Origin of the sequence: Cupriavidus necator, assembly GCF_040578825.1 — a bacterium.
Lineage (GTDB): Bacteria > Pseudomonadota > Gammaproteobacteria > Burkholderiales > Burkholderiaceae > Cupriavidus > Cupriavidus necator_E.
In genome coordinates, this window is the sequence record NZ_JBEFLI010000043.1 from 17397 (window position 1) to 41887 (window position 24491).

Here is a 24491-nt window from a genome sequence, read left to right on the forward strand (position 1 = left end):
GCGGTGGGTCGGGGCGGTCGCCATTTGCTACAATCGCCGCCATGAGTTATCAAGTTCTAGCGCGCAAATGGCGCCCCAGGGATTTCACCACGCTGGTCGGCCAGGAGCACGTGGTCCGCGCGCTCACGCACGCGCTGGAACAGCAGCGGCTGCACCATGCCTACCTGTTCACCGGCACGCGCGGGGTCGGCAAGACTACGCTGTCGCGGATCCTGGCCAAGGCCCTGAATTGCACCGGCGCTGACGGCAACGGCGGCATCACTGCCCAGCCGTGCGGGGTGTGCAAGGCCTGCACCGAGATCGACAGCGGCCGCTTCGTCGATTACATCGAAATGGACGCCGCCTCCAACCGCGGCGTCGACGAGATGGCGCAACTGCTCGACAAGGCGGTCTACGCGCCGAGCGCCGGGCGCTTCAAGGTCTACATGATCGACGAAGTGCACATGCTGACCAACCACGCCTTCAACGCCATGCTGAAGACGCTGGAGGAGCCGCCCGGGCACGTCAAGTTCATCCTCGCCACCACCGATCCGCAGAAGATCCCGGTCACGGTGCTGTCGCGCTGCCTGCAGTTCAACCTCAAGCAGATGCCGCCGGGGCATATCGTCTCGCACCTGGACCATATCCTGGCGCAGGAAGGCATTGCCCACGACGGCAACGCCCTGCGGCTGCTGGCGCAGGCCGCGCACGGCTCGATGCGCGACGCGCTGTCGCTGACCGACCAGGCGATTGCCTACAGCGCGGGCCAGGTTTCGGAAGCCGCGGTGCGCGGCATGCTCGGCGCGATCGACCAGGGCTACCTGGTGCAGTTGCTCGATGCGCTCGCCGCCGAGGACGGCGCCGCCATGCTGGGCATTGCCGATGCCATGGCCGACCGCAGCCTGTCGTTCGCCGGCGCGCTGCAGGACCTGGGTTCGCTGCTGCACAAGGTGGCACTGGCGCAGGCCGTGCCGGCCTCGGTGCAGGACGAATGGCCCGAGGCTGACGAGGTGCGCCGGCTGGCCGGCGTGTTCGATGCGCAGGAAGTGCAGCTCTTCTACCAGATCGCCAATCTTGGCCGCAGCGAGCTGGCGCTCGCGCCGGACGAGTACGCGGGCTTCACCATGACGCTGCTGCGCATGCTGGCGTTCCGGCCGTCGTCGGCGCCGGAGCCGTCGCCGCCGTCGCCGGGCATGGCGCAGGGGCAGGGCGGCGGTGCCGCGCCTTCGCGCCCGCGCAGCGCGGCACTGGCGGCCGAGCCCGCCGAGAGCCGGCATGCCACCGCCGCGGGCGCGCCGGTCGCGGCAGCGCCCGCGCCGGCATCCGCACCGGTGATGCCCGCCGCGCCGGCACCCGCCGCACGGCCGGAACCCGCTGCACAAACGGAACCTGCCGCCGCACCGGCACGCGCTGCGCCCGACGCCGCCATGTCGCCGGCTCGCGCCGCGCTGGCCGCCGCGCGCCAGGCTTCCGCCGCGCGCGGCGGTGGCCGCAGTGCGCCGCCGCCGGCCATGCCGGCAGCACCCGCCGCCGCGCAGCGACCGCCCGCCCAGCCTTTGCGCGCGCCCGGCGCCGCGGCCGTCAGCCGCCCGGCGGCGCCGGGTGCTCCGACAGCTCCCGCCGCAAGGCCGGCGGCCCAGCCGACTGCACAGCGCCCCGCCCAGTCGCAACCGGCCGCGCAACAACCGTCCGCGCCGCCGCAAAATGCCGCGCGGCCCGCGCCGAAGCCTGTTGCCCGCCAGCCCGATCCGGAATCCGTGCCGCCCTGGGAAATCGCCGGTGGCAGCGACGTACCGCCGTGGGAAGAGCTGCCGCCTGACTTGCCGGTCATCGGTCCTTATGACAGCGACCCGGGATACAGCGACAACGGCTTTCACGACAACGGCTTCAGCGAACCGGTTTCGCGTCCCGCCCCGCGCAACGGCGCGGCCCGACCGGCCCGCTCCGCGAGCCCGGCTGCGCGTGAAGCCGAGCCGGTGCGCGAAGTCGCCCAGCCGCCGGCGGCGTATGTCGCCCCGGCCGAGGCCGCGAAATTTGTCGCCCCGCGCCCGCCGGCTGCGGGTGAAGATGGCACGCCACCGGTCTTTACCGGCGAATGGCCGGCGCTTGCCGCCGGCCTGCCGTTGAAGGGCCTGGCGCAGCAACTGGCCTACCAGAGCGAGCTGACGCAAGTGGTCGGCCGGACCTTCCACCTGCGCATCCCGGTCGCGGCCCTTGGCGAGAACGGCGTCGCCGAGCGGCTGCAGCAGGCGCTGTGCGACCACTTCGGCGAGCCCGTGCGCGTGCTCTGCGAAGTGGGCGGGGTCTCTGTCACCGCGGCGGCGGCCGACGCCGAGGCCCGTGCCGAGCGCCAGCGCCAGGCCGAGGCCGTGATCGAGGCCGATCCCTTCGTGCAGGGGCTGCTGCGCGACTTCGGCGGCCAGATCGTGCCCGGCTCGATCCAGCCGCGCGCCGCCTGACCGGGACCGCACCAGCCGCCGCAGGCTTTTGCCTTACCGAATTTCCACCACCGAATTTCTTACCGAATCCAGGAGCGTTCCATCATGATGAAAGGTCAACTCGCCGGGCTGATGAAGCAAGCCCAGCAGATGCAGGAAAACATGAAGAAGATGCAGGAGCAACTGGCCCAGATCGAGGTCGAGGGCCAGTCCGGCGCCGGCCTCGTCAAGGTGGTCATGACCTGCAAGAACGACGTCAAGCGCGTGACCATCGACCCCAGCCTGCTGGCCGAGGGCGAGGAAAAGGAACTGCTGGAAGACCTGGTCGCCGCCGCCTTCAACGACGCCGTGCGCAAGGCCGAAGCCACCACGCAGGAAAAGATGGGCTCGATGACCTCGGGCCTGCCGCTGCCGCCGGGCTTCAAGCTGCCGTTCTGAACGCAACCGTGAAGGCATCGTCGCCCACCTCGCTGCAGGCGCTGGTCGAGGCGCTGCGGGTGCTGCCCGGCGTCGGGCCCAAGTCCGCCCAGCGCATGGCCTACCACCTGCTGCAGCACGACCGCGAGGGTGCGCGCAAGCTGGGAGACGCGCTGCGCGGCGCGGCGGACCATATCCGCCACTGCCAGCGCTGCAACACCTTCACCGAGCAGGAGATCTGCGAGACCTGCCTCGACGACCGCCGCGACGCCGCGCTGCTGTGCGTGGTGGAAACACCGGCCGACCAGGTGATGATCGAGCAGACGCTGACCTACCGCGGCAAGTACTTCGTGCTGATGGGGCGGCTGTCGCCGCTGGACGGCATCGGCCCGCGCGAGATCCACCTGGACCGGCTGCTGGCGCGCGCCACCGAGCCGGACCTGGGCGGTCCGGTCGGCGAAGTCATCGTCGCCACCAATTTCACCAGCGAAGGCGAGGCCACCGCCCACTACATCGGCGAGATGCTGAAGGCGCGCGGCCTCAAGGTGTCGCGCCTGGCGCGCGGCGTGCCGGTGGGCGGCGAGCTGGAATACGTCGACGCCGGCACCATCGCGCGCGCGGTGATGGACCGCCGCAACCTCTGAGCCGGATCGCGCGGGGCCGCACGCCCGCGCTTCGATCTTCCGGATCCTCTTCCCGCTCCCTGCCCGCCCCATGAACCTGGCCCGCTTCGATCTCGTCACGCTTGGCCTGTTCGTGGCCGTGGCCCGGCAGGGCAGCATCTCGGCCGGTGCGCGCCAGTCGCACCTGGCCGTGGCCGCCGCCAGCAAACGCATCTCCGACCTGGAAACCGCGGTCGGCGCGCCGCTGTTTTTCCGCCATGCCGCCGGCGTGCAGCTGACCGAGGCCGGACAGGCCTGCTTCCACCACGCGCTGACCATCCTGCAGGACGTGGAGCGCATGGCCGGCGTGATGTCGGACTACGCCTCCGGCGTGCGCGGGCAGGTGCGCGTATGCGCCAATACCTCGGCGATCACGCAGTTCCTGCCGGACGACCTGGCGTCGTTCATGCAGCACCATCCCACCATCCGCATCGAGCTGGAAGAGCAGAACAGCCGCGATATCGTCGCTGCGCTGGTCGAGAACCGCGCCGATGTCGGCATCTTTGCCGACCGCACCCCCGCCGCCGGGCTGATGACGATCGAGTACCGGCAGGACGAGCTGGTCATCATCACGCCGCCCAACCATCCGCTCGCGGCGCGCGGCCCGGTGCGCTACGCCGATACGCTGGAATTCGACTTCGTCAGCCTGCCGCAGGAGACCTCGCTGGCCGCGCGGCTGCTGGAGGAGAGCAGCAGGCTGGACCGGCCGTTTCGCCTGCGCATCCAGGTGCGCAGCTTCGACGCCATGTGCCGCATGGTGATGGCGGGCCTGGGCGTGGGCGTATTGCCGCGCATCGCGGCCGAGCCGCACGTCAAGTCGATGGGCTTGTCGCTGGTGTCGCTGCAGGACGCCTGGGCGCGCCGTTCGCTGCTGATCGGGCTGCGCGACCCCGCCGGGCTGACGGTGTCGGCGCGGCTGCTGATCACCCACCTGTGCGGGGACCGGGCGCCGTTCTGACGCCCCGGCGCTGAGGCGCCCGGAGCCTTTCGCGTTCCGAGAAAGCCCGCTTCTCCGATTGCCGATTCCTGGCCGGCTCCTGCTGGGGCACACTCCGTTCGAACGCAATGTATGACAAGCCAGTCATTGGGCTTGCCGCATTGCAACAAGACAGCCGCACTGAACGGAGACACCCCATGGCGCAACAGATCCTCGAGGGCATTCGCGTCCTCGAACTCGGACAACTCATCGCCGGCCCCTTCGCCGCCAAGACCCTGGCCGACTTCGGCGCCCACATCATCAAGGTGGAGCCGCCGGGGCAGGGCGACCCGCTGCGCAAATGGCGCATGCTGCATGAAGGCACGTCGGTCTGGTGGGAAGCGCAGTCGCGCAACAAGGAATCGATCTGCATCGACCTGCGCCAGCCGGAAGGGCAGGCGCTGGTGCGCAAGCTGGCCGCCGAGGCCGATGTGCTGATCGAGAACTTCCGCCCCGGCACCATGGAGAAGTGGGGCCTGGGCTGGGACGTGCTGCACGCCGACAACCCGCGCCTGATCATGCTGCGCGTGTCGGGCTACGGCCAGACCGGCCCGAAGAAGGACGAGCCCGGCTTTGCCGCGGTGGCCGAGGCGATGGCCGGCCTGCGCCACCTGACCGGCGAGCCGGGCCGCGCCCCGGTGCGCGCCGGGCTGTCGCTGGGCGACACCATCGCCGGCCTGCACGGCGCCATGGGCGTGCTGCTGGCGCTGTACCAGCGCGATGCGCGCGGCGGCGAAGGGCAGGTCATCGACGTGGCGCTGTACGAGTCGCTGTTCAACCTGAGCGAAAGCCTGTTGCCGGAATACTCGGCCTTCGGCGCGGTGCGCCAGCCTGCCGGCGGCGCGCTGCCGGGCATCGCCCCATCCAATGCCTACCCCTGCGCCAGCGGCGAATACGTGCTGGTAGCGGCCAACGGCGATGCCATCTTCAAGCGCATGATGCAGGCCATCGGCCGGCCCGACCTGGCCGACGATCCTTCGCTGGCGCAGAACGATGGCCGCGTGAAGCGGGTCGACGAGATCGATGCCGCCATCGCCGACTGGACCCGCACGCAGACGGTGGACGCGGCGCTGGCCCTGTTGCGCGAGGCGCAGGTGCCGTCGGGCCGCATCTATACGGTCAAGGACATTGCCGAAGACCCGCACTACCGCGCCCGCGGCGTGATCGAGTCGGTGACCTCGGCCGGCGGGCTGACGGTGGAAGTGCCGGGCGTGGTGCCCAAGCTGTCGGCCAGCCCCGGCGAGATCCATGACCGCGCGCCGACGCTCGGCGAGCATACCGATGCGGTGCTGAAGCAGGCCGGCTTCGATGACGCCGCCATCGCCGACCTGCGCGCGCGCAAGGTGATCGCATGAACGCCGCCACCAGACTGAGCGGTCCCGCCCGCGTCGAGATCAATGAAGTCGCGCCGCGCGACGGCCTGCAGATCGAGCCGCTGGTGGTGCCGACCGACGCCAAGGTCGCCTTCCTCGACGCGTTGTCGGCCTGCGGCTTTGCCCGCATCGAGGCCACCTCGTTCACCTCTGCCCGCGCCATCCCCGCGCTGGCCGATGCCGAGGCGCTGATGCACCGGATGCAGCGCCACCCGGGCGTGCGCTACACCGCGCTGGTGCCCAACGTGCGCGGGCTGGAGCGGGCACTGTCGTGCCGGCCCGATGAAGTCAACCTGGTGATGTCGGCCAGCGAGACGCATAACCGCGCCAACCTGCGCATGACGCGCCAGCAGTCGCAGCACCAGTTGCTGGCGATGATCGACGCGGCCGGTGCCGCCGGCGTGCCGGTCAACGTGTCGCTGTCGACGGTATTCGGCTGCCCCTTCGAGGGCGAGGTCGATGCCGGTGCGGTGATGGCCCTCGCCACGCGCTTCGCCGAAGCCGGCGCGGCCGGCATCACGCTGTGCGACACCACCGGCATGGCGTATCCCACGCAGGTCGCGGCGCTGTGCGCGCAGTTCCAGTCCGCGCTGCCCGGGACCGGCCTGACCATCCACCTGCACAACACCCGCGGCATGGGCCTGGCCAATGCCGTGGCCGCATGGCAGACCGGCGTGACGCGCTTTGACGCCGCCGCCGGCGGGCTGGGCGGCTGCCCGTATGCGCCCGGTGCCAGCGGCAATGTCAGCACCGAAGACCTGGTCCATATGTTCGACTGCATGGGCGTCGAGACCGGCGTCGACCTGGGTGCGCTGCTCGACGTGGTGGCCGGCATGCCAGCGGTGGTCGGGCGCGACATCCACAGCCAGTTGCTGAGCGCCGGCCCGCGCCTGCGCACGCACCAGCCGCCAGCCTGGCTGGCGGAGCATTGCGCCGGGCAACCCTAGCCTGTCGATCTTTGCGGCGACCCTGCCGCGCCAATACAAGAACAACGCATCCCTGAGAGATAACGGAGACCCTCATGAAGCAATCCCTTCAACACAAACTCGCCATGCCCGCACGCCGCAAGGCCGTGGCCGCCACGCTGGCGGCGCTGGGTTCGGCATGGCTCGCGCCCGCCGCGCTGGCGCAGGACGGCGGCTATCCCAACCGGCCGGTGACGCTGGTGGTATCGGCCGCCGCGGGCGGCACTACCGATTTGGCGGCGCGGATGATTTCCGAGCCGCTCGCCAAGGCGATCGGCCAGCCGGTGGTGGTGGACAACCGCCCCGGCGGCAGCGGCGGCATCGCCGCGCAGCTGGTGGCGCGCGCCAAGCCGGACGGCTACACGCTGCTGTTGCAGTACTCGGGCTACCACGTCATTACGCCGCTGCTGATGAAGAATCTGTCGTGGGACCCGGTCAAGGACTTCGCGCCGGTGGCCAATATCCTGTCTGCGCCGCAGGTGCTGGTGGTGCGCCCGAGCCTGCCGGTCAAGTCGCTGAAGGAGCTGGTGGCGTACGCCAAGGCCAACCCCGACAAGCTGAACTACGCCTCGTCGGGCAACGGCTCGCTGCAGCACGTGTCGACCGAACTGCTGAACCAGATGGCCGGCACGAAAATCACGCACGTGCCGTACAAGGGCACCGGCCCGGCCATGACCGACCTGCTGGGTGGTTCGGTCGACCTGACCATCACCACGCCGCCGCCGCTGATGGGCCATATCGCCGCCGGCAAGCTGCGCCCGCTGGTGGTGACCAGCAAGACCCGCCTGCCCAGCCTGAAGGACGTGCCGTCGGCGCCCGAGGCCGGCTACCCTGACCTGGACGTGTCGTCGTGGTTCGCGATGTACGGGCCGGCGGGCACACCCAAGGCGGTGATCGACAAGCTCACCGGCGAAATCGACAAGATCATGCGCACCGAGGCGTTCCGCAAGAAGGCCGAGGAACTGGGCGCCGAGGCCAAGTACATGAACCCGCAGCAACTGGCGCAATACCAGAAGGCGGAGCTGGCGCGCTGGGCCAAGGTGATCAAGTCCGCCGATATACACGCCGAATAAGGCAGGCCGAGGCAAGGTGAGCGAAAGGTCAGGGCGCTACGCTGGCGGGTTTGCTAGGTGTTGATACCGATGCGGACCCGCGATCCGTCCGGTAGCATCGCAACTTGCCGCACGGCGGCGCGCCCCCTGTCGTCTCGGCACAGGGGGGGCGTGCCGTCCCAGTCCAAACGGGTAGGAGATACGCATGTATAACAAAAAATTCTGGAAACAATTCCTGATCGCGCTGGCGCTGTTCCTGGCCGGATGGTTCACCTTCGGCTATGCGCAGGCGCAGGGCAAGCCGGAGAAGAGCAAGGTCACCATTGCGGTGGGCGGCAAGAACCTGTTCTACTACCTGCCGCTGACCATCGCCGAGCGCCTGGGCTACTTCAAGGAAGAAGGGCTGGACGTCGAGATCGTCGACTTCGCCGGCGGCGCCAAGGCGCTGCAGGCCGTGGTGGGCGGCAGCGCCGACGTGGTCTCGGGCGCGTACGAGCACACCATCAACCTGCAGGGCAAGGGCCAGCGCTACCAGGAATTCGTGCTGCAGGGCCGCGCCCCGCAGATCGTGCTGGTGGTATCGAACAAGACCATGCCCAACTTCAAGTCGATCGCCGACCTGAAGGGCAAGAAGATCGGCGTGACCGCGCCGGGCTCGTCGACCAATATGATGGCCAACTTCGTGCTGGCCAAGTCCGGGCTCAAGCCGTCGGACGTGTCGTTTATCGGCGTGGGCGCCAGCGCCGGCGCGGTGGCCGCGATGCGTTCGGGCCAGATCGACGCGATGGCCAACCTGGACCCGGTGATCTCGATGCTGACGCAGAAGAACGAAGTGCGCATCGCCTCGGATACGCGCACGCTGAAGGACACCCAGGCGGTATTCGGCGGCAATATGCCGTCGGGCTGCCTGTATGCGTCGCAGGCCTTTATCCAGCAAAACCCCAACACCACGCAGGCGCTGACCAACGCCATGGTGCGCGCGCTCAAGTGGCTGCAGAAGGCGGGTCCGTCCGATATCGTCAAGACCGTGCCGGAAAGCTACCTGCTGGGCGACCGTGCGCTGTACCTGGCCGCGTGGGAAAAGGTCAAGGAAGCGATCTCGCCGGACGGCACCATGCCGGCCGACGGCCCGCGTACCGCGCTCAACGCGCTGAGCCAGTTCGACGCCGAGCTCAAGGGCAAGTCGATCAAGCTGGAAGAGACCTATACCAACGCCTTCGTGCAGAAGGCCAACGCCAGGTACAAGTAATACCGTTGCCGTCGATGCCATCGGCCCGCTGCCCGCAGCGGGCCTTTGCTTTGCGGCACTGTCGGCCAATCCATCATCACTCGCCCGCGCCGCCCCGGCGTCTCCACGGGCGGGACCGAGACGGTTCACCATGAGCATCCCCGCACTTTCCCTCGACAACGTCACCTGTACCTTTGTTTCGCGCGATGACCGCAGCCAGCGCTATACCGCGGTCAAGGACGTCACGCTGTCGATCCAGCCCGGCGAGTTCGTTTCCGTGGTCGGCCCGACCGGCTGCGGCAAGTCCACGCTGCTGAACGTCGGCGCCGGGCTGCTGGAGCCCTCCAGCGGCGAGATTCGCGTGTTCGGCGAGGCGCTGCGCGGCATCAACCGGCGTGCCGGCTATATGTTCCAGACCGAGGCGCTCATGCCGTGGCGCAGCGCGCTCGACAATGTCGTCGCCGGCCTGGAGTTCCGCGGCGTGGCGCGCGCTGACGCCGTGCAGCAGGGCGAGGAATGGCTGCGCCGCGTCGGCCTGGGCGGCTTCGGCGACCGCTATCCGCACCAGCTCTCGGGCGGCATGCGCAAGCGCGTCGCGCTGGCGCAGACGCTGGTGCTGGACCCGGACATCATCCTGATGGACGAACCGTTTTCCGCGCTCGATATCCAGACCCGCCAGCTGATGGAAAACGAGGTGCTGGACTTGTGGGCCGCCAAGCGCAAGGCGGTGCTGTTCATCACCCACGACCTGGACGAAGCCATCGCCATGAGCGACCGCGTGGTGGTGCTGTCGGCCGGCCCGGCCACGCACCCGATCGGCGAGTTCGCGATCGACCTGCCGCGCCCGCGCGACGTGGCCGAGATCCGCAACCATCCGCGCTTTGTCGAACTGCACGCCGCGATCTGGGACGTGCTGCGCGAAGAAGTGCTCAAGGGCTATGCCCAGCAGCGCAAGGTGGCCTGAGCCTCCCCATCACAACAAGACCTGAATTCCGATGGCATTTCGTAACGACTCCAAGGGCATGCTGCGCGTGTGGCAGCTGCTCGTCCTGGTGGTGATCCTCGGCGTGTGGCACCTGGCCACGCGCTCGCAGCAGGTCGCCTTCTTCTTCGGCGAACCGCTGATGGTGGCACAGCGCATCTGGAACTGGTTTATCGTCGAGCGCGATATCTACCTGCACCTGGGCGTGACGCTGATCGAGACCGTGCTGGCCTTCGGCATCGGCACGGTGGCGGGGCTGGGCGTGGGCCTGTGGCTGGCGCTGAGCCCGATGACCTCGGCCATCCTCGACCCCTACGTCAAGGCTATGAACTCGATGCCGCGCGTGATCCTGGCGCCGATCTTCGCGGTGTGGTTCGGCCTGGGCATCTGGTCCAAGGTGGCGCTGGCGGTGACGCTGGTGTTCTTTATCGTGTTCTTCAACGTCTACCAGGGCGTCAAGGAGGTGAGCCCGGTGGTGCTGGCCAATGCGCGCATGCTGGGGGCCAACCAGCAGCAGTTGCTGCGGCATGTCTATCTGCCGAGTGCGACGAGCTGGGTGTTTTCGTCGCTGCATACGTCAGTGGGTCTGGCGTTTGTGGGCGCGGTGGTGGGCGAGTACCTGGGCTCGGCGCGCGGCGTGGGCTATCTGATTCTTCAGGCCGAAGGGACCTTTGACATCAATACGGTGTTTGCCGGCATCGTGGTGCTGACGGCGTTCGCGCTGGTGCTGGACTGGATGGTTGGGATGGGGGAGAAGCGGCTGATGAAGTGGCAGCCGCGGAGTGGGGAGACGGAGAAGCTCTGAGCAATCGATCTGACAAGAAGGGCTGCATAGCTGCTGGCGAGCCCAGCGAACCGGCGGGTTGCTCCCCTCTCCCGCTTGCGGGAGAGGGGCAGGGGTGAGGGCAGGCGCTGGCATACCACCGGCCTGAACTTCGTTGTCACGCCCGGCCCTCACCCCAACCCTCGCCCGCACGCGGGAGAGGGAGCACACAAGCAGCGGTTTGAAAGCACGGAGGCTCCGAACTCAGGCGGCCGCCAGCGGCTCCGACTCATCCACACCCGCCCCAAAGCACACCGACACCGTCAGCCCCCCACCCGCCGTATCCCCCAGCACCACCGTCGCCCCGTGCAGCCGGGCAATCTCGCGCACGATCGACAACCCCAGCCCGGTGCCTTCCGCCGCCTGCCCGCTCTCCCCGCGGTAGAACCGCCGGAACACCGCATCGCGTTCGGCCGGCGCAATGCCTGGCCCGTTGTCCACCACCTGCAGCAGCGGTATGCCGTCCGTATGCGCCACGCGCACGGTGACCACCGCGCCGCGGCCGGCATAGCGGATCGCGTTGTCGATCAGGTGCCGGCGTGATGGCCGGCCTGCAGCACCGCTTCTGAGGGCGAACGGAAAGACTGTTTGGGAACTGCCTGTCGCCTGGCGCAGGGGTGTGCGCCGACAGGGACGGCAGGCAGCTTGGGGTGTATTGCCTCAGCGGGCGCAGGGCGTTGCCGCACGCTCTGCGCCCTTCTTTTATCGGCGCACGCCTGGCGCGCGCCGAGGCCCCGGAACCCCTCAGGGCACGATCACGATCTTGCCGGTGACCTTGCGCGCTTCCATGTCCTTGAGCGCTTGCGGCGCCTGTTCCAGCGGATAGCGCGCCGAGATATGCGGGCGGATCTTGCCTGCCTTCATCCAGCCCAGCATCTGCGCCATATTGGCCTGGTTGGCCTTGGGCTCGCGCCGCGCAAAGTCGCCCCAGAACACGCCCACCAGCGACGCGCCCTTGAGCAGCGCCAGGTTCAGCGGCAGCCTGGGGATCTCGCCGTTGGCAAAGCCCACCACCAGGTAGCGGCCGCGCCAGCCGATCGAGCGGAACGCCGGTTCGGCATAGATGCCGCCCACCGGGTCGTAGATCACGTCAGGGCCCTTGCCGTCGGTCAGCGCCTTGATGCGCTCGCGCAGGTCCTCGGTGCTGTAGTTGATCAGCGCATCGGCGCCGTGCTCCTTGCACACCGCGAGCTTTTCGTCGGTCGACGCCGCCGCGATCACGCGCGCGCCGATGGCCTTGCCGATCTCGATCGCCGCAAGGCCAACGCCACCGGCCGCGCCCAGCACCAGCATGGTCTGGCCGGCCTTCAGCTCGCCCCGGTCGATGACCGCATGGTGCGACGTGCCGTAGGTCAGCGTGAAGGCCGCCGCGGTCTCGAAGTCGATGCCCGGCGGCATCGGCACCACCGCCGCCGCCGGCGCCTTGGCCTGCGATGCGAACGCGCCGTTGCCCAGGTAGGCGATCACGTTGTCGCCCGGCTTGACGTGGGTGACGCCTTCGCCAACCGCATTGACCACGCCGGCCAGCTCGGAGCCCGGACTGAACGGCAGCGCGGGCTTGGCCTGGTATTTGTTCTGGATAATGAGCACATCCGGGAAGTTGACCCCGGCCGCCTTGACGTCAATGACCACTTCGCCCTTGCCGGGCACCAGATCGGGCAGGGTCTCGATGGTCAGCGAATCGGGCGGCCCCCAGGCTTTGCACAGTACGGCTTTCATCATGTCTCCGGTGATATATAGGTGTGTTGAGGTGGCGTTGGTCGCCGCTTGCGCCAGTGAAGCGCTTGCGGGCGGGCAGGGCAAGTGTAGCGCAGAAATAGCACGATCGTTCTGTTCCGCGCCGGCGCGGTTGCGGCACCCGGATGCGCCAAAGCCGTGAATTTCGGCGCGGCCGGCAGGCGCGCGCCGGGCTGTTTCAGGGGCCGCTTTGGACCTTGCGCTCAGGTACAATCCCGCCATGCATATCCTTCTTGCCAACGACGACGGTTACCTCGCGCCGGGACTGGCCGTTTTGCATGCCGCGCTCGCGCCGCTGGGCCGCATCACGGTCATCGCGCCGGAGCAGAACCACAGCGGTGCCTCCAACTCGCTGACGCTGCAGCGTCCGCTATCGATCTTTGAAGCGCGCGAAGGCGTGCAGAAAGGTTTCCGCTTCGTCAACGGTACGCCCACCGATTGCGTGCATATCGCGCTGACGGGGCTGCTCGACGAAAAGCCCGACCTGGTGGTGTCCGGCATCAACCAGGGCCAGAACATGGGCGAGGACGTGCTGTACTCCGGCACCGTCGCCGCCGCGATCGAGGGCTACCTGCTCGGCATTCCGTCGGTGGCCTTCTCGCAGGTGGACAAGGGCTGGGAACACCTGGACGCCGCCGCGCGTATCGCGCGTACCGTGGTGGAGCGCATCATCGCCAGGCCGCCCGCCGAGCCGTTCCTGCTCAACGTCAATATCCCCAGCCTGCCGTTCGAACATATCAAGGGCTATCGCGCCACGCGCCTGGGCAAGCGCCATCCGTCGCAGCCGGTGATCACGCAGGTGAATCCGCGCGGCGATACCAATTACTGGATCGGCCCGGCGGGCGATGCGCGCGATGCCAGCGAAGGCACGGATTTCCATGCCGCCGCGGCCGGTTATGTCTCGCTGACACCGTTGCAGCTCGACCTGACCCATCGCGGGCAGCTCGACGCGCTCGACCAGTGGCTGAAGTAGGCTGCTGGTCCTGAGCCGCAGAATCGCCGTGCCGCGCCCCCGATGAGTTCCACGCCCCCTCGCAACAAGTTTCCGCTGCCGCTGGATGCGGTGGTCGAGCGCAAGCCCGCGCCGGCGCGCACCGCCGGCATGCCGGCAGTCGGCGCGCCGCGGCCGTCCGCGCCCGTGCCACCGCCGGCAAAGCCCGCCAAGCCGCGCCTGCCACGCACCGCGGCACCGGCGCCGGCGCCCACGCCCGCACCGGCAAGCGCGGTCGAGCAGCGCGCGTCGGCGGCGACCGCGGGCGGTGGCGGCATGGCGTCGGCACGGGCGCGCGTGGCGCTGGCCGCGCGGCTGCGCGCCGCGGGCATCCGGGACGAGCGCGTGCTGGCGGCGATCGCCACGGTGCCGCGCCATCTCTTTGTCGAGCCGGGGCTGGCGTCGCAGGCGTATGAAGACGCGGCGCTGCCGATTGGCCACCAGCAGACCATTTCCAAGCCGTCGGTGGTGGCGCGCATGATCGAGCTGCTGCGCGAGGGCCTGGCCGCCGACGTGCCGCTGGAGCGCGTGCTGGAGATCGGCACCGGCTGCGGCTACCAGGCCGCGGTGCTGAGCCAGGTGGCGCGCGATGTTTTCTCGATCGAGCGCATCCGGCCGCTGCACGAGCAGGCCAAGGCCAACCTGCGCCCGCTGCGCGTGCCCAACCTGCGCCTGCATTACGGTGACGGCATGCTCGGGCTGCCGCAGGCGGCGCCGTTTTCGGCCATCATCCTGGCCGCCGCGGGCATGGAGGTGCCCGAGGCGCTGCTGGAACAACTGGCGATCGGCGGGCGGCTGATCGCCCCGGTAGCGGTGACACCGCCGGCGGGCGTGCCCGGCCAGACCGTCACGCAACAGTTGTTGCTGATCGAGCGGCGCAACCGCCATCGTTTTCACCGAACCGCGCTTGAAGCTGTTTTCTTTGTGCCCTTAAAATCGGGCACCATCTGAGTCGAACTATGCACAACATCGTGAAATCGCAATATTTCGCACGCGCCGGACAGCTTTTCGCGGCTTCCGCGCTGACGGCCCTGCTGGCCGCCTGCGCCAATTCGCCGATGCCGGCCCCTGTGGTGGACCGGACCTCCATCTCCGGCACCGCCACCGCAGCGCTCGAGCCGGCGCCGCCCGGATACTATCGGGTCAAGCGAGGCGATACCCTTTACCGTATCGCACTGGAAAACGGCCAGTCATATCGCGATGTGGCGGCGTGGAACAACCTGACCAATGTGAACCAGATTGAGGTCGGCCAGTTGTTGCGCATCTTGCCGCCAGGTGCCGACGTCAACACTGCGGCCAACGGCGTGACCACCATGCCGGTGGCACCGGGCATGGTGCAGGGGCAGCCGATCGACCAGGCGCCGCGCGCCGTGGGCACCCCGGTGCCGCCGCCCCCGCCGCCGCCGGCAGGGGCCGCTACAGCCGCCACGCCGCCTGCCGCCGTGGCTGCCGTCCCGCCCGCGCCGGCGGCCGATGGCTCGCTCAGGCTGGCCTGGCCGGCGACCGGTCAACTGTCCGCGAAATTCGATGACAAGGGTAATAAAGGCATCGATATTGCGGGCAGGAAAGGCGATGCGGTGTTGGCCGCAGATGACGGCCGTGTGATTCACGTTGGCCCCTTGCGCGGCTACGGGAATCTTGTCATCATCAAACACAACGAGACATTTCTTACGGCTTACGGGCACAACGAGAAGGTGCTCGTGGCTGAGCAATCCACGGTCCGAAAGGGCCAGAAGATTGCGGAGATGGGCAACAGCGATACCGACCGGGTGAAGCTTCACTTCGAAGTTCGCAAGAACGGAAAACCGGTTGATCCGATGCGGTACCTGCCGCCACAGTGAGGGTTCATGCCACGCCAGAAAACTGTCTCCTCCGGAATCGTCAGCAGGGCTCGCCGTCCCAAGCAGCCGGAAGTGAAGGCTGGTGTGGCACATCCCGACGAGCGCGCCGATGCCGAAGGCTTCGAGCCTGATCTCGCCGCGGAGCTGATTCCCGTGACCGACGAGCCGATCGCCACGACGGCCTCGGTGGGCCTGCGCGAGACCGACCTGCTCGCCGACGACAACGAGCGTCATCTGCGCGATGACGACGAAGACGAGGCCGACGACGAGGAAGAGAGCGAGACAGAGAATGGCACCGACGGTGCGGCAGCCGAGCATGACGACTTCCGCTCGGTGCTGCATACCGAGCTGGCCGCCGATACCGTCCAGCATTACCTGAACCGCATCAGCATCAAGCCCCTGCTGTCGGCGCCGGAAGAACTGCATTTCTCCACGCTGGCCAAGGACGGCGACTTCGCCGCGCGCCAGGTCATGATCGAGCGCAACCTGCGGCTGGTGGTCAGCATCGCCAAGGGCTATCTGAATCGCGGCGTGCCGCTGCTCGACCTGATCGAGGAAGGCAATCTCGGCCTGATGCACGCGATCGAGAAATTCGATCCGTCGCGCGGTTTCCGCTTCTCGACTTATGCAACGTGGTGGATCCGCCAGAGCATCGAGCGCGCCATCATGAACCAGGCGCGCACGGTCCGCCTGCCGGTCCACGTGATCCGCGAACTGAACCAGGTACTGCGCGCCAAGCGCCATCTGGAGAAGGGCGGCACCGACGGGCGCGACGCCAGCCTGGAAGACATCGCCCACCTGCTGGGCAAGACGCCGGACGAAGTGCAGGACGTCCTGGCACTCAACGAACATACCACCTCGCTCGATACGCCGTTCGATCTCGATCCCGGCTCGAGCCTCCTGGATTTCCTCTCCGACGAGCACAATGCCGCCCCCGACCAGGAGGTGGCGCACCGCGAGCTGGAAGGGCTGATGAAGCTCTGGCTGGCGCGCCTGTCGGAAAAGCATCGCTATGTGGTGGAGCGCCGCTTCGGGCTCAACCATATCGAGCCCGCCACGCTGGAAGAGCTCGCCGAGGAGATGGGCCTCACGCGCGAGCGCGTACGCCAGATCCAGCAGGAGGCGCTGGTCAAGCTCAAGCGGCATTTCGCTTCGCAAGGTGTCAGGAAGGACGCCGTTTTATGACCCCTGTGCTGGTATTCGACATCGAGACCATTCCCGATGTCGCCGGCCTGCGCCGTTTGCATGACCACCCCGATGCGATGAGCGACGGCGAAGTTGCCGAGCATGCCTTCGCCGCCCGCCGCGACAAAACCGGCAGCGATTTTCTTCCGCACTACCTGCAGCGCGTCGCCGCGATTTCCTGCGTGCTGCGCCGCACGCACCGCGACGGCTCGGCGGTGTTCCACGTCGGCTCGCTCGGCACGCCGGAAGACAACGAAGCCACGCTGATCCAGAAGTTCTACGAACTGATCGCGCGCTACAGCCCGCAGCTGGTTTCATGGAACGGCGGCGGCTTCGACCTGCCGGTGCTGCATTACCGCGGCCTGGTCAACGGCGTCACCGCGCCGCGCTACTGGGAAATGGGCGAGGGCCGCGAGGAAGACAGCCGTGACTTCAAGTGGAACAACTACATCAGCCGCTACCATATGCGGCACCTGGACCTGATGGACCTGCTGGCGATGTACCAGCCCCGTGCCAGCGCGCCGCTGGATGACCTGGCCAAGCTGTGCGGCTTCCCGGGCAAGATGGGGATGGACGGCAGCAAGGTGTGGCAGGCCTATCAGGCCGGCCAGCTCGACGAGATCCGCGCCTATTGCGAGACCGACGTCGTCAACACCTACCTGATGTACTGCCGCTTCCAGCTGATGCGCGGCGGTCTGTCGCCGCGCGAGTTCGATGTCGAGATGGAATTCGTGCAGGAATCGCTGGCCGAACTGCCCGGCGAACAATGGATGGAATACCTGCAGGCGTTCCGGCTGCAGCGCCTCGCTCCCGAACCCGAAGACCTCGAAGACTGAGGGTTGCCGGCCGCGCGCCGGCAACGGCCGTCACAGGTCCAGCGACAACACGATCGGCTGGTGGTCCGAATCGGCGGTATCCGCATTGACCTCGCAACGCCGGATACGTCCGGCGAGGTTGTCCGTCACGAACATGAAATCGCAGGCAAACGGTGGCTCTGGCCATTGCTCCTTGTCGTGGATCGCGCAGGTCGGCGCATGCGATTGGCCGGCATGCGTGTGCAGCCAGGCATCGCGCCAGGGCGGCGTCGCATCGTCGTACGGCTCTAGCATGCGGCGATAGGCGATATCGTCGGGTTTGCTGTTGAAGTCGCCGCACAGGATGGCTTCGGCCGGGCGGGGCTCGGGCGAGAAGGGACCCGGCCATTTCTCGCTGCGGCCGGGGCTGCGGGCATGTTCGCAGGCCTCGGCATGCCAGGCGCGCAGCGCTTCGGCCTGCGCGGCGCGCTGGTGTGCCGAGTAATACTCGAGGTGCGTACAGATCACGCGCAGCCGCTGAGGGCCAATCTCTACGGTGGCTTCCAGCGCCACGCGCGGCATCGATGCGACCTGTGGGTCCGCCGGCCAGGGCAGCGCGTGGCGGAACACCTCGCGCACCGGCAGACGCGTCGCGATCAGGTTGCCAAACTGCTTGAGCGCGCCCGTGGGGCCGCGCCGGTCGACACCGGGCGCGTAGAGCAGGTGGTAGCCGGGCAGCAGCGCGGTCAGCTCTGATACCTGGTCGTCGCCAGGGTTGCCACGCAGTTCGCCGAAACCGCGGGTGACCTCTTGCAGGCAGATCACATCGGCATCGGCAATGCCGCGCAGGGTTTCAACTTGCCGTCCCAGGTCCACGCGCCCGTCGGCGCCGCGGCCCCATTGGATATTCCACGAAATCAGTTCCATGCGTCGTCTCCGTCTGTCGTTGGGACGCTGCCACCGGCACGCGCCCGGACTGGCATACAATCGCGCTTTCGCAAAACAATACGTCAGGTTTCCTCTGGTGTCCCAAGCCGTGTCCTTCCCACAAGAAACGCCAGCCGCTGCTGCTGATCAAGGTGCTGCTCCCGTCGCAAAGGAGACGCGCGCTCCGGCCAATACCGTGACCGCGGCCGTGGATCCCGTCGTGTCGATCGACAGTCTCGACATGGAGGCGCGCGGCGTCGGCCGCCTGGTCAACGAGGACGGCACGCCGGGCAAGGTGATCTTTGTCGAAGGCGCGCTGCCGGGCGAAACCGTCAGCTACCGCAGCTTCCGCCGCAAGCCCAGCTACGAGCAGGCCCACCTGGCCGAAATCCGGCAAGAATCAGTGATGCGGGTCAAGCCCGGTTGCCAGCATTTCGGCGTCTGTGGCGGGTGCTCGATGCAGCATCTGGATTCGCGTGCGCAGCTTGCAATCAAGCAGCGCGTGCTGGAAGACAACCTCTGGCACCTCTCCAAGGTGAAGCCGGATGTGGTGTTCCGTCCGATCGCCGGGCCGGACTGGGGTTATCGCTATCGCGCGCGGCTGACTGTGCGCCACGTCGCCAAGAAGGGCGGTGTGCTGGTGGGCTTCCATGAGCGCAAGAGCAGCTATGTCGCCGACATGACCCGCTGCGAGATCCTGCCGCCGCATGTATCGGCGATGCTGGTGCCGTTGCGCGAGCTGGTGGGCGGTTTGTCGATCCGCGACCGCATGCCGCAGATCGAACTGGCCGTGGGCCAGGAAGTGACCGCGCTGGTACTGCGCATCCTGGAGCCGCTGACCGATGCCGACAAGGACCTGCTGCGCGCCTTCGCCGACGAGTACAAGGTTCAGTTCTGGCTGCAGCCCAAGGGTCCGGACACGGTCTACCCGTTTTACCCGGCCGATGCCGAGCTGGCCTACACGCTGCCCGAGTTCGGCATCCGCATGCCGTTCAAGCCGACCGATTTCACGCAGGTCAACCACCAGATCAACCGCGTGCTGATCGGCCGCGCGCTGCGCCTGCTCGACGCCCAGCCGCAGGACCGGCTGCTGGACCTGTTCTGCGGCATCGGCAACTTCACGCTGCCGCTGGCGACGCAAGGCAAGTCGGTGATGGGCATTGAAGGCAGCGAGGCATTGACCACGCGCGCCCTGGCCAATGCCGGCTACAACGGCCTGGCCGGCAAGACCGAGTTTGCCTGCCGCAACCTGTTTGAAGTCACCGCCGAGGATATCGCCGCGCTGGGCCGCTTCGACCGCTGGCTGGTGGATCCGCCGCGCGAAGGCGCGCTGGCGGTGTGCAAGGCGCTGGGCGAGCTGGCGCAGCAGGGCAGCGACGTGCTGCCGCAGCGCATCGTCTATGTGTCGTGCAGCCCGGCCACGCTGGCACGCGATGCCGGTCTGCTGGTGCACGAGGCCGGCTACCGGCTGAGCGGCGCGGGCGTGGTCAACATGTTCCCGCACACTTCGCACGTGGAGTCGATCGCCGTGTTCGACTGCGGCTGATTCCGCGGCGAGCCCCAAAGAAAAACCGGCCAACAGGCCGGTTTTTCATGCTGCGGAGTTTGCCGTCACTCGCGGCTGCCGCCGAAGATGCCCAGCAGCGCCAGCAGGTTGGCGAAGACGTTGTACACGTCCAGGTAGATCGCCAGCGTGGCCGTGATGTAGTTGGTCTCGCCGCCGTTCACCACGCGCTGTACATCGAACAGGATGTACGCCGAGAAGATACCGATGGCGATCACCGACACCGTGATCATCAGCGACGGAAGCTGCAGCCAGATATTGGCGACGCTGGCCAGGATCAGCAGGATCACGCCGACGAACAGGAACTTGCCCAGGCCGGAAAAATCACGCTTGCTGACCGTGGCGATGGTGGCCATCGCGCCGAATACCGCCGCCGTGCCGCCAAAGGCATACATGATCAGCGCCGGCCCGTTCGAGAACTGCAGTGTTACGCCGATCAGCCGCGACAGCATCAGCCCCATGAAGAACGTGAAGGCCAGCAGCAGGACCACGCCCATGCTGCTGTTCTTGGTCTTCTCAATGCCGTAGAAGAACCCGAACGCAATGCCCAGGAACAGGATCAGCGACAGGAACGGGTTGCCCGCCATGAAGCTGAAGCCGGTGGCCACGCCGATCCACGCGCCGAGCACGGTGGGGATCATCGATATGGCCAGCAGCCAGTAAGTGTTGCGCAAGACCCGGTTGCGAACGACGACGTCAGTGACGGTCGACGCACTGTTGCCGAAACCGTAGGTATTCAGCTTGTTATCCATGGTGACTCCTGTCTCAAAACGGTGAGGCGCCGGGAATCGGACCGAACGTTTGCGATTATTCGGATCGACTCCGGACGGAACCATCGTCAATGTGGCATCTGGGCGGCCGAATTGCAAGGGCGGGTAACCCACGAGACACCCCGCGCCGTGCCTTGGTCACTTAACCGGTCACTTAACCGCCGCTCACGTTGGACGTGCGCCAGGCCGCTGCGTTCCGGACATGACAAGGATGTAATGTGCGCTGTGTGTTACTTGCTGGACGCGGGCGGCGCGGGGCGGGCAAGACTCGCGCCAGAGCGTGGCAGACCCTCGAAACGGTCATAGTCTTCGTGCTAGAATTGCACGTTTAATCCATTTGTAACCCCTTCATTTTTCGGAGTTTTTCATGGCGATCGAACGCACCCTGTCGATTATCAAGCCGGATGCCGTGGCCAAGAACGTTATCGGCCAGATTTACGCCCGTTTCGAGGCCGCCGGCCTGAAGATCGTTGCTGCCAAGATGGTGCACCTGTCGCGCGGCGAAGCCGAGCAGTTCTACGCTGTCCACAAGGAGCGTCCGTTCTTCAAGGACCTGGTGGACTTCATGATTTCGGGACCGGTCATGATCCAGGCCCTGGAAGGCGAAAACGCCATCGCCAAGAACCGTGAGCTGATGGGCGCCACCGACCCGAAGAAGGCCGACAAGGGCACCATCCGCGCCGACTTCGCCGACAGCATCGACGCCAACGCCGTGCACGGCTCGGACGCTGCTGAAACCGCTGCCGTGGAAGTGTCGTTCTTCTTCCCGGGCATGAACGTCTACAGCCGCTGATTGTCTGGCGCTGCTGCCACGGACTAGACTGACACCCAAGCTGAATTTGCCGTCATGAACCCTCTCGTCAACCTGCTCGACCTCGACGCGGACGCGCTCACCGCTTATTGCGGCGAGCTCGGCGAGAAGCCGTTCCGTGCGCGGCAACTGCAACGCTGGATCCACCACTACGGTGCCAGCCGCTTCGACGCCATGTCGGATCTCGCCAAGTCGCTGCGGGAAAAGCTCGCGACGCGGGCCGAGATCCGCGCGCCTGCCGTTATCACCGACAACCTGTCGGCCGACGGTACGCGCAAGTGGCTGCTCGACGTGGGCCAGGGCAATGCAGTGGAAACGGTCTACATCCCCGAGGAAACGCGCGGCACACTGTGCGTTTCCTCGCAGGCGGGCTGCGCCGTCAATTGCCGGTTCTGCTCGACCGGCAAGCAGGGCTTCTCGCGCAACCTCAGCACCGGTGAAATCATCGGCCAGCTGTGGATGGCCGAGTTCGCCATGCGCGAGCAACTGGGCCGCGGACCCAAGGATGACCGCGTCATCTCCAACGTGGTGATGATGGGGATGGGCGAGCCGCTGCTGAACTACGATGCCGTCGTGCCGGCCATGCGCCTGATGCTCGACGACAACGCCTACGGCCTGTCGCGCCGCCGCGTGACGCTGTCCACCTCCGGCGTGGTGCCGATGATGGACCGGCTGTCGAAGGATCTCCCGGTGGCCCTCGCCGTGTCGCTGCACGCGTCCAACGACGCCCTGCGCGACGTGCTGGTGCCGCTGAACAAGAAGTACCCGCTGGCCGATCTGATGGCGGCATGCCGCCGCTACCTGGAATTCGCGCCGCGCGATTTCATTACTTTCGAATACTGCATGCTGGATGGCGTCAACGACGGCGTCGAGCATGCGCGGGAACTGCGGAAGCTTGTGGCCGACGTGCCCTGCAAGTTCAACCTGATCCCGTTCAACCCCTTCCCGGAATCGGGCCTGAAGCGTTCCAACAACGAACAGATCCGGCGCTTTGCGCAGGTGCTGATGGACGCCGGCATCGTGACCACCATCCGCAAGACCCGCGGCGACGATATCGACGCCGCCTGCGGCCAGCTTGCCGGTGAGGTGAAGGACCGCACCCGCCTGGCCGAGCGCGGCAAGTTCGGCAAGATCACGCCACTGGTTCCGGTCACCTCCACCGGAAAGCCTGGGGAGGCTCGCCCTGCATGATCCGTCTGATCGCTGCGGCCCTGCTCGGGCTGCTGATGTTGTCCGGCTGCCAGCTCCCGCATACGCCGGCGCAGGATCTCCAGACCGCTTCCGACCAGACCGATGCAGGGCGCCGCGCCAGCATCCGGCTGCAGCTTGCCACCAACTATCTCGAGGCCGGCCAGAACGCGGTCGCGCTTGACGAGATCAAGCAGGCCATCGCCCTGGATCCGTCGGTGGCCGATGCATACCATGTGCGCGCGCTGATCTACATGAACATGAACGAGCGTGCGCTTGCCGACGAGAGCTTCCGCACCGCGGTGTCGATGCGCGCCAACGACGGCGACCTGCTCAACAACTACGGCTGGTTCCTGTGCCAGCAAGGCCGCTATGCGGACGCCGTGCCGATGCTGCAGCGCTCGATGTCGGCGCCGTCGGCCGGCGGCACGGTCAAGCCATTGATCAGCCTGGGCGCATGCGAGCTGCGCCGGGGCAACAGTGCCGAAGCGGAAAAGAACCTGAAGGCCGCGCTCGGCTATGACCGCAACAATCCGGTGGCCAACACCAATCTCGCGCTGGTCTACTACCGGCGCGGCGACTTCGCGCAGGCGCAGCAGTATGTCCAGCGCGTCAACAGCAGCCAGTTTGTCAGTGCGCAATCCCTCTGGCTGGGAGCGCGCATTGCCCACCGTCAGGGCGACAGCCGCACGCAGGATGCGCTCGGGGCGCAACTGCGCAGCCGTTTCCCGGATTCGCGTGAGTTGACCGCCTACGAACAAGGAGCATGGGATGAGTGAGCACGACCGCGCCGGCCAGGCCGTACCGACGCAGCACGTCGGCGGAGGCGCGCACGAAGGAGACCGCGAAGCGGCCGCGCGCGAGATCGGCGCGGCGCTGGCGCGCGAGCGCGAGGCGCAGCGGATGTCGGTGGAAGACGTCAGCGCGCGCCTGAAGGTGGCGGCCAACAAGCTGCGCGCGATCGAATCCGGCGACCTCCAGGCAGTGCCCGACATGACCTTCGCCAAGGGCGTGATGCGTGCCTATGCGCGCATGCTGCATGTCGATATCGACCCGCTGCTGGCACGCTTCCAGCCGCGCCCGGTGGTGCAGGTGGCAGAGATTGCACGCCAGCGCGAGGGCGGCATCAACGCGGCCTTCGATGACCGCAACCGCTTCCGCTCCGGCAATACCGGCGGGCGCTGGATCTGGCTGGCGCTGGTGGCGGTGGTGCTGGCCGCCGGCGGCTGGTTCGGGCTGGACCATATCCGCACCTGGATCGAAACGCGCAGCAGCGCCACCGAGACCGCGGTGACGGAAGAACACGCCGCGACGCAGCCCACGGAATCGGGCACGGTCACGGCCGCACTGCCGCCGGTGATGGCGGGCGCCGATTCGCCGGCACCGTCGGCGGAGACCGCGCCGGCCAGCGCCGTGACGGCGCCGGCCGCGCTGGCACCGGCTCCGGTTGCGGCGGCATCGGCCACGGTGACGTCGCCTGCCCCGGCGCCGGCCACGCCAGCTCCGGCGGCCGCGGCTGGCACGGGCGAATTGCAGATCCGTTTTGCCTCCGACACCTGGTATGAGATCCGGGACAAGAACGGCAAGGTGGTGCTGGGCGGTACCGCCAGGGCCGGCCAGGTCGTGGCCGGCGGCGGCACGCCCCCGTACAAGGTGGTGATCGGCAACGTCAAGGGCATCGAGTCGATGACCCGCAACGGCGAGCCGGTCGACCTGAAGGCAGCCAACCGCAACAACGTGGCGCGCCTGACGCTGCCCTGAGGCGGGCACGCAGGCTGCGGCAAGATG

Annotated in this window: 23 protein-coding genes and 1 pseudogene; 20 read left to right on the forward strand and 4 right to left on the reverse strand. The window is 67.5% G+C overall.

The window, feature by feature from the left end; genetic code table 11:
• The first annotated feature begins 41 nt into the window (after positions 1–41).
• The 10 genes from AB1I47_RS20665 (at position 42) to AB1I47_RS20710 (ending at position 10877) form a co-directional block, all read left to right on the forward strand.
• Positions 42–2438 carry a DNA polymerase III subunit gamma/tau gene (locus tag AB1I47_RS20665; protein ID WP_354685588.1) on the forward strand — a complete coding sequence of 799 codons (2397 nt, stop codon included), beginning with the start codon at positions 42–44 and terminating at the stop codon, positions 2436–2438.
• Positions 2439–2522: 84 nt separating this feature from the next.
• Positions 2523–2855 carry a YbaB/EbfC family nucleoid-associated protein gene (locus AB1I47_RS20670; protein ID WP_354685589.1) on the forward strand — a complete coding sequence of 111 codons (333 nt, stop codon included), beginning with the start codon at positions 2523–2525 and terminating at the stop codon, positions 2853–2855.
• Positions 2856–2863: 8 nt separating this feature from the next.
• Complete coding sequence (gene recR, locus AB1I47_RS20675) at positions 2864–3478, forward strand: recombination mediator RecR (protein WP_354685590.1); 615 nt, start codon at positions 2864–2866, stop codon at positions 3476–3478.
• Positions 3479–3548: 70 nt separating this feature from the next.
• The gene (locus AB1I47_RS20680) at positions 3549–4454 is read left to right on the forward strand and encodes a LysR family transcriptional regulator (RefSeq protein WP_022535783.1); all 906 of its coding nucleotides are present in this window, start codon (positions 3549–3551) and stop codon (positions 4452–4454) included.
• Between the two features lie 176 nt (positions 4455–4630).
• Complete coding sequence (locus AB1I47_RS20685; protein ID WP_354685591.1) at positions 4631–5827, forward strand: CaiB/BaiF CoA transferase family protein; 1197 nt, start codon at positions 4631–4633, stop codon at positions 5825–5827.
• Positions 5824–6792 carry a hydroxymethylglutaryl-CoA lyase gene (locus AB1I47_RS20690; protein ID WP_354685592.1) on the forward strand — a complete coding sequence of 323 codons (969 nt, stop codon included), beginning with the start codon at positions 5824–5826 and terminating at the stop codon, positions 6790–6792. The genes AB1I47_RS20685 and AB1I47_RS20690 overlap by 4 nt, the downstream gene beginning before the upstream one ends.
• A gap of 74 nt (positions 6793–6866) precedes the next feature.
• Positions 6867–7883, forward strand: coding sequence for a Bug family tripartite tricarboxylate transporter substrate binding protein (locus tag AB1I47_RS20695; protein WP_354685593.1), 1017 nt, complete (start codon positions 6867–6869; stop codon positions 7881–7883).
• Positions 7884–8067: 184 nt separating this feature from the next.
• Positions 8068–9111, forward strand: coding sequence for an ABC transporter substrate-binding protein (locus AB1I47_RS20700; RefSeq protein ID WP_354685594.1), 1044 nt, complete (start codon positions 8068–8070; stop codon positions 9109–9111).
• A 130-nt stretch (positions 9112–9241) separates the two neighbouring features.
• Positions 9242–10054, forward strand: a complete 813-nt coding sequence (locus tag AB1I47_RS20705) for an ABC transporter ATP-binding protein (RefSeq protein ID WP_354685595.1) — start codon at positions 9242–9244, stop codon at positions 10052–10054.
• Between the two features lie 31 nt (positions 10055–10085).
• Positions 10086–10877 (forward strand): ABC transporter permease, encoded by a 792-nt coding sequence (locus AB1I47_RS20710; RefSeq protein ID WP_354685596.1) that lies wholly within the window; start codon positions 10086–10088, stop codon positions 10875–10877.
• A 222-nt stretch (positions 10878–11099) separates the two neighbouring features.
• On the opposite strand, the pseudogene AB1I47_RS20715 reads toward AB1I47_RS20710, so the two are convergent.
• Both AB1I47_RS20715 and AB1I47_RS20720 read right to left on the reverse strand, forming a co-directional pair.
• Positions 11100–11429, reverse strand: a pseudogene (locus AB1I47_RS20715) (sensor histidine kinase); the annotation flags it as partial.
• Between the two features lie 210 nt (positions 11430–11639).
• Complete coding sequence (locus AB1I47_RS20720) at positions 11640–12614, reverse strand: NADPH:quinone oxidoreductase family protein (RefSeq protein ID WP_354685622.1); 975 nt, start codon at positions 12612–12614, stop codon at positions 11640–11642.
• Positions 12615–12852: 238 nt separating this feature from the next.
• Between AB1I47_RS20720 and surE the strand changes: the two genes are divergently transcribed.
• The 5 genes from surE to AB1I47_RS20745 are packed head-to-tail and all read left to right on the forward strand — an operon-like array spanning position 12853 to position 17485.
• Positions 12853–13605, forward strand: coding sequence for a 5'/3'-nucleotidase SurE (surE, locus tag AB1I47_RS20725; protein WP_354685597.1), 753 nt, complete (start codon positions 12853–12855; stop codon positions 13603–13605).
• Positions 13606–13647: 42 nt separating this feature from the next.
• Positions 13648–14574: a protein-L-isoaspartate(D-aspartate) O-methyltransferase gene (locus AB1I47_RS20730; RefSeq protein WP_354685598.1), complete on the forward strand. Its 927-nt coding sequence runs from the start codon at positions 13648–13650 to the stop codon at positions 14572–14574.
• An 8-nt stretch (positions 14575–14582) separates the two neighbouring features.
• Positions 14583–15464: a peptidoglycan DD-metalloendopeptidase family protein gene (locus tag AB1I47_RS20735; RefSeq protein WP_354685599.1), complete on the forward strand. Its 882-nt coding sequence runs from the start codon at positions 14583–14585 to the stop codon at positions 15462–15464.
• A 6-nt stretch (positions 15465–15470) separates the two neighbouring features.
• Positions 15471–16649 carry an RNA polymerase sigma factor RpoS gene (gene rpoS, locus AB1I47_RS20740; protein ID WP_354685600.1) on the forward strand — a complete coding sequence of 393 codons (1179 nt, stop codon included), beginning with the start codon at positions 15471–15473 and terminating at the stop codon, positions 16647–16649.
• Entirely contained in the window at positions 16646–17485 is an 840-nt protein-coding gene (locus tag AB1I47_RS20745; RefSeq protein ID WP_354685601.1) for a 3'-5' exonuclease, read from the forward strand. Before rpoS ends, AB1I47_RS20745 begins: the two co-directional genes overlap by 4 nt.
• A gap of 30 nt (positions 17486–17515) precedes the next feature.
• Here AB1I47_RS20745 and AB1I47_RS20750 read toward each other — a convergent pair whose 3' ends face one another.
• Entirely contained in the window at positions 17516–18370 is an 855-nt protein-coding gene (locus tag AB1I47_RS20750; protein ID WP_354685602.1) for an endonuclease/exonuclease/phosphatase family protein, read from the reverse strand.
• A 97-nt stretch (positions 18371–18467) separates the two neighbouring features.
• Here AB1I47_RS20750 and rlmD point away from each other — a divergent pair, with 97 nt between their 5' ends.
• The gene (gene rlmD, locus AB1I47_RS20755) at positions 18468–19916 is read left to right on the forward strand and encodes a 23S rRNA (uracil(1939)-C(5))-methyltransferase RlmD (protein ID WP_407935876.1); all 1449 of its coding nucleotides are present in this window, start codon (positions 18468–18470) and stop codon (positions 19914–19916) included.
• Between the two features lie 65 nt (positions 19917–19981).
• Here the strand turns inward: rlmD and AB1I47_RS20760 are convergent, their stop codons facing one another.
• Positions 19982–20686 (reverse strand): Bax inhibitor-1/YccA family protein, encoded by a 705-nt coding sequence (locus tag AB1I47_RS20760; protein WP_354685603.1) that lies wholly within the window; start codon positions 20684–20686, stop codon positions 19982–19984.
• 385 nt (positions 20687–21071) lie between these two features.
• On the opposite strand from AB1I47_RS20760, the gene ndk reads away from it, so the two are divergent.
• From ndk to AB1I47_RS20780, 4 genes are read left to right on the forward strand one after another with little or no spacing between them, the layout of a single operon-like run.
• Positions 21072–21497, forward strand: coding sequence for a nucleoside-diphosphate kinase (gene ndk / locus AB1I47_RS20765; protein ID WP_354685604.1), 426 nt, complete (start codon positions 21072–21074; stop codon positions 21495–21497).
• A gap of 54 nt (positions 21498–21551) precedes the next feature.
• The gene (rlmN, locus tag AB1I47_RS20770; RefSeq protein WP_354685605.1) at positions 21552–22706 is read left to right on the forward strand and encodes a dual-specificity RNA methyltransferase RlmN; all 1155 of its coding nucleotides are present in this window, start codon (positions 21552–21554) and stop codon (positions 22704–22706) included.
• Positions 22703–23482, forward strand: a complete 780-nt coding sequence (gene pilW / locus AB1I47_RS20775) for a type IV pilus biogenesis/stability protein PilW (protein WP_354685606.1) — start codon at positions 22703–22705, stop codon at positions 23480–23482. The genes rlmN and pilW overlap by 4 nt, the downstream gene beginning before the upstream one ends.
• Complete coding sequence (locus tag AB1I47_RS20780; protein ID WP_354685607.1) at positions 23475–24464, forward strand: RodZ domain-containing protein; 990 nt, start codon at positions 23475–23477, stop codon at positions 24462–24464. The genes pilW and AB1I47_RS20780 overlap by 8 nt, the downstream gene beginning before the upstream one ends.
• Positions 24465–24491: the final 27 nt, after the last annotated feature.

What these genes read in the sequence shown, in the direction of transcription:
- AB1I47_RS20665 (WP_354685588.1), top strand. Translation starts at nt 42, where the DNA reads ATGAGTTATCAAGTTCTAGCGCGCAAATGGCGCCCCAGGGATTTCACC.
- AB1I47_RS20670 (WP_354685589.1), top strand. Translation starts at nt 2,523, where the DNA reads ATGATGAAAGGTCAACTCGCCGGGCTGATGAAGCAAGCCCAGCAGATG.
- AB1I47_RS20680 (WP_022535783.1), top strand. Translation starts at nt 3,549, where the DNA reads ATGAACCTGGCCCGCTTCGATCTCGTCACGCTTGGCCTGTTCGTGGCC.
- AB1I47_RS20685 (WP_354685591.1), top strand. Translation starts at nt 4,631, where the DNA reads ATGGCGCAACAGATCCTCGAGGGCATTCGCGTCCTCGAACTCGGACAA.
- AB1I47_RS20690 (WP_354685592.1), top strand. Translation starts at nt 5,824, where the DNA reads ATGAACGCCGCCACCAGACTGAGCGGTCCCGCCCGCGTCGAGATCAAT.
- AB1I47_RS20695 (WP_354685593.1), top strand. Translation starts at nt 6,867, where the DNA reads ATGAAGCAATCCCTTCAACACAAACTCGCCATGCCCGCACGCCGCAAG.
- AB1I47_RS20700 (WP_354685594.1), top strand. Translation starts at nt 8,068, where the DNA reads ATGTATAACAAAAAATTCTGGAAACAATTCCTGATCGCGCTGGCGCTG.
- AB1I47_RS20705 (WP_354685595.1), top strand. Translation starts at nt 9,242, where the DNA reads ATGAGCATCCCCGCACTTTCCCTCGACAACGTCACCTGTACCTTTGTT.
- AB1I47_RS20710 (WP_354685596.1), top strand. Translation starts at nt 10,086, where the DNA reads ATGGCATTTCGTAACGACTCCAAGGGCATGCTGCGCGTGTGGCAGCTG.
- AB1I47_RS20720 (WP_354685622.1), bottom strand. Translation starts at nt 12,614, where the DNA reads ATGAAAGCCGTACTGTGCAAAGCCTGGGGGCCGCCCGATTCGCTGACC.
- surE (WP_354685597.1), top strand. Translation starts at nt 12,853, where the DNA reads ATGCATATCCTTCTTGCCAACGACGACGGTTACCTCGCGCCGGGACTG.
- AB1I47_RS20730 (WP_354685598.1), top strand. Translation starts at nt 13,648, where the DNA reads ATGAGTTCCACGCCCCCTCGCAACAAGTTTCCGCTGCCGCTGGATGCG.
- AB1I47_RS20735 (WP_354685599.1), top strand. Translation starts at nt 14,583, where the DNA reads ATGCACAACATCGTGAAATCGCAATATTTCGCACGCGCCGGACAGCTT.
- rpoS (WP_354685600.1), top strand. Translation starts at nt 15,471, where the DNA reads ATGCCACGCCAGAAAACTGTCTCCTCCGGAATCGTCAGCAGGGCTCGC.
- AB1I47_RS20745 (WP_354685601.1), top strand. Translation starts at nt 16,646, where the DNA reads ATGACCCCTGTGCTGGTATTCGACATCGAGACCATTCCCGATGTCGCC.
- AB1I47_RS20750 (WP_354685602.1), bottom strand. Translation starts at nt 18,370, where the DNA reads ATGGAACTGATTTCGTGGAATATCCAATGGGGCCGCGGCGCCGACGGG.
- AB1I47_RS20760 (WP_354685603.1), bottom strand. Translation starts at nt 20,686, where the DNA reads ATGGATAACAAGCTGAATACCTACGGTTTCGGCAACAGTGCGTCGACC.
- ndk (WP_354685604.1), top strand. Translation starts at nt 21,072, where the DNA reads ATGGCGATCGAACGCACCCTGTCGATTATCAAGCCGGATGCCGTGGCC.
- rlmN (WP_354685605.1), top strand. Translation starts at nt 21,552, where the DNA reads ATGAACCCTCTCGTCAACCTGCTCGACCTCGACGCGGACGCGCTCACC.
- pilW (WP_354685606.1), top strand. Translation starts at nt 22,703, where the DNA reads ATGATCCGTCTGATCGCTGCGGCCCTGCTCGGGCTGCTGATGTTGTCC.
- AB1I47_RS20780 (WP_354685607.1), top strand. Translation starts at nt 23,475, where the DNA reads ATGAGTGAGCACGACCGCGCCGGCCAGGCCGTACCGACGCAGCACGTC.